Annotated in this window: 3 protein-coding genes and 1 pseudogene; 3 read left to right on the forward strand and 1 reads right to left on the reverse strand. The window is 61.2% G+C overall.

What is annotated here, in order from left to right; all coding sequences use genetic code 11:
• From HWX39_RS35665 to HWX39_RS35675, 3 genes and pseudogenes are all read left to right on the forward strand, one after another.
• On the forward strand, positions 1–101 hold a 101-nt coding region (locus HWX39_RS35665), incomplete at its 5' end, for an IS3 family transposase (protein WP_175972138.1).
• 665 nt (positions 102–766) lie between these two features.
• Positions 767–1,072: a hypothetical protein gene (locus tag HWX39_RS35670; protein ID WP_175972139.1), complete on the forward strand. Its 306-nt coding sequence runs from the start codon at positions 767–769 to the stop codon at positions 1,070–1,072.
• An 87-nt stretch (positions 1,073–1,159) separates the two neighbouring features.
• Positions 1,160–1,324, forward strand: a pseudogene (locus HWX39_RS35675) (transposase domain-containing protein); the annotation flags it as partial.
• A gap of 191 nt (positions 1,325–1,515) precedes the next feature.
• Here the strand turns inward: HWX39_RS35675 and gshA are convergent.
• Entirely contained in the window at positions 1,516–3,129 is a 1,614-nt protein-coding gene (gene gshA / locus HWX39_RS35680; protein WP_175972140.1) for a glutamate--cysteine ligase, read from the reverse strand.
• Between the last annotated feature and the right edge of the window lie 387 nt (positions 3,130–3,516).

The following is a 3,516-nucleotide window of genomic DNA, read 5'->3' on the forward strand; positions in this document are numbered from 1 at the left end:
TGGATGCCTATATCCGCTGGTATAACGAAAAACGGATCAAGGGCTCCCTCGGCTATCTCAGCCCCATCGAGTACCGTGAAAGCCTTGGGTTAACAATGTAAATCAGTCCAAGAAAATAGCCGCATCCCCCTGCCTGACTGGCTACAAAATTCCGCCGGCGGTCAATACGTTTCGCCATAGTGGCGGAATTCGATTGGGAAAGTATTACCGTCGAACGCAACATTCTCCTCAATCGCCACTGCCTTCTCTCGCCCCCTCCCTACGCCGCGTACACAAGATTCGACAATAACTCGTGCGTGCGAACGCACTGATCACGCATGCAAAGTTGTAGCGCGGCGTTATACAACAAACCCTCGCCCGAGTCACACAGAAAATTCTTGACTTTCATCGAAAATCTATTTGCTAGAATTTGCGTTCGCCTTGCCACCGGATTGAAAGTTCGCATGGACAGCGAGGTGGCGGCGCAAATTCGGACAATCGACTAAGTGGTTTGGTCGGGGCCGGAGCCAGCGATAATGCTGGCAAATGAACCGAGGAAATGACGAAGAGAATCCGACGGACGCACTCTGCGGCGTTCACAGAGAAGGTGGCGCTGGCCGGGGCCGGAATGGAGATCGAAGTACGCGAGTAAGGTGCCATCGAGCGCGTGATACATGATCACGCCCCCCCCCCCCGCGTGCCGCCGGGCCGGACTTCGCCCGGCTCCACTCACGCGTGCATGACCTTGATGACGTCCAATGCTGCCAATTTTACATAAGTACGACTAATGAAAACTTCCGCATTCATCCAGGCAAGTGTCGCAAGACTGCACCGAATGCTCGATCAGCACCGTGAACCCGAGGTTTTACAGACGCTCATATATGAACTGGACCTCATGGTCCAGCGCCTCGGCCACCGTCACGTCCCGACGCTCCAACACGGCAACGAGCTACTGGCCGCTGCTCGCATCTACTACGGCCCTGAGTTGAAACGGCTTGATAGCGAACAACGCGTCGCCCTGCGCTGCGCCATGAAAACCGCTGTCACCTCGATTGGGCGGATGTCGACTCACTGCCAAATGCGCGACGACTAGGCCCCCTGCCCGCCATGCAAAGATCGGAACGGCGACGCTGCGAGCTGTTGTACTCGTTGCCTATCTGCCTGGACTGGCCACGCACTGCTGATCGGGACGTGCAAGCTCAAAGGGGTCAACCCACGTGTCTACCTCGAATACGTCCTGACCCATATCGCTGACCATCCGGCTAACCGCATCGACGAACTGCTGCCCTGGAACGTGGCCAGGAAGCTGCATCGGCAAGCTGACCTGTCGGCGTCGACTGATTGATTGCCAGCCAGTGACAACCAACTAGTCCGATGCCTGATCATGCCTCACGCGGGCATCGTGGTGCGACGGCCGTCGCGAGGCGCTTATCAGAAACTGTCCGAACAGACGAGCGAGACCACCTCTATTCATCCATGCCACCGCTCCTCGATTTTATAAAATGTTGGGCTTCCATCTTTTCCGGCCGGCCTCAGTCATTCGCTGAAACGGTTCAACGTATAGGCGCGATAGGCCGCGACGAACGCGTCGAACGATCCGGCCTCCTTCGCTTCGAGCTCGGCCTGCTCGGCCAGCGATTTCGCAGCAAGGGCCTGCTCGGCGCGCAGCGTATCCGCCGACGGCGGACGCGCGCGGAAATGCGCGGCATGCGCTTCGCTCTGCGCCAGCGCGAACCCGAGGAACGACTGACCGCGTTCGCGCATCGTGCGCAGCACGCGCGCGGACGGCGTGCGCTCCGGATCGGCGAGCTTCTCGCGTTGCGCGGCGATCGCGCGCACGTGCTCGTCGCCGCCGCGGATCTCGTCGAGCCGGCGGCCGACGGTTTCGATATCGGCCATCAGCGCGTCCGCCCAAGCCTGCAGCGTGACCGGCTGGCCGTCGCGTTGCAGGGTGAGCCCCGGCTTGCGCCCTTCCATCGTCACGCTGCCGAAGTTCGCGCTCGCTTCCTGGTACGCGGGGCAGTCGAGCACCGGGCTCTCGTCGAGCGCGCACGCGAGCAGGAAAGCGTCGATGAAGCGCGCGGTTTCCAGTGCGATGCCGGTCGGCTCGAACGGATCGATGTCGAAACAGCGCACCTCGATGTACTGCACGCCACGCGCCGCGAGCGCATGCAGCAGCCGCTCGCCCGAATACGTGACGCGCTTCGGCCGGATCGTCGAGTAGAACTCGTTCTCGATCTGCAGCACGTTCGTGTTGATCTGGATCCACTCGCCGTCGCGATGCGTGCCGATCGCCTCGTAGGCCGGATACGGCTCGCTCACGGCCTTCGACAGCGCGTCGAGATAGCCGGGCAGCGTGTTGTAGTCGACGTGCAGCGCAGCCTGCGCGGTCGTGTTCGAGTAGCCGAGATCGCTCATCCGCAGGCTCGTCGCATGCGGCAGGTACAGCGTATCGGCGTCGAACGTGTCGAGCTTGTGCGGCTTGCCGCGCAGGAACTTCGTATCGAGCGCGGGCGACGCGCCGAACAGGTACATCAGCAGCCAGCTGCGGCGGCGGAAGTTGCGGATCTGCGCAAGATAGCGCTCCGACTGGGAATCGACGAGCGTGGCCGTCGAGCCTTCTTCCGCGTGCAGGCGCCGCCACACTTCCTCGTGCAGCGAGTAGTTGTAATGGATGCCGGCGATGCACTGCATCGTGCGGCCGTAGCGATACGCGAGGCCGCGCCGGTACACCGTCTTCAGGCGGCCGATGTTCGACGTGCCGTAGTTGGCGATCGGAATCTGGTCGTCGGCCGGCAGCAGGCCGGGCATCGAGTCGTTCCACAGCATCTCGTCGCCGAGCGATGCATACACGTAGCGATGCAGATCGTCGAGACGTTCGAGCGTGATCGCAGCGTCGCTTTCGGCCGGCGTGATCAGTTCGATCAGCGCATCGGAATAGTCGGTCGTCAGCGACGGATGCGTGAGCGCCGAACCGAGCGCGCGCGGATGCGGCGTGAACGCGATCATCCCGTCGCGCGTCACGCGCAGGCTTTCCTTTTCGATGCCGCGCAGGCCGTCGGGCAGATGCTGCCGCGTCGGGCCCGAGCTCAGCGCTTCGAGGCGATTCAGCAGCAGTTCGGACTGGCGGTGAGTCATGGTGTTCGACATGAAGACGCAAGTGCGTGACGGCCGCGCGCAGAACGCCGCGCGCGGTCGGCTGGATTGGTGGTCGCTTCGTTCGCTGACTGTTGAACTACCTCTCGGTCGGACACATGCCCGACCCGTGAATTCCACGACGATCACAACGGGTTCCTCGTTCGAGCCGCATTTCGGCATGCTTCAATTGCGTTGGGCACCTGACGAACCCCATTTCAATGCACTATGATCCTGCCTCGATTGCAGGTACAGCAAGAAGTTTGATAACTTTTTGACTGTATAGAGAGCGGAATGGCGGTAAGCGGCTGCGGATTCAACCGGTCGATGCAACAGATTGATGGAACCGCTGGGCGGGTGTGTCAAAGTTTAGCGTCTTACGCGGACGCTCGTTGAGACGCC

This window comes from Burkholderia sp. BCC0322 (assembly GCF_902833045.1).
Classification (GTDB): domain Bacteria; phylum Pseudomonadota; class Gammaproteobacteria; order Burkholderiales; family Burkholderiaceae; genus Burkholderia.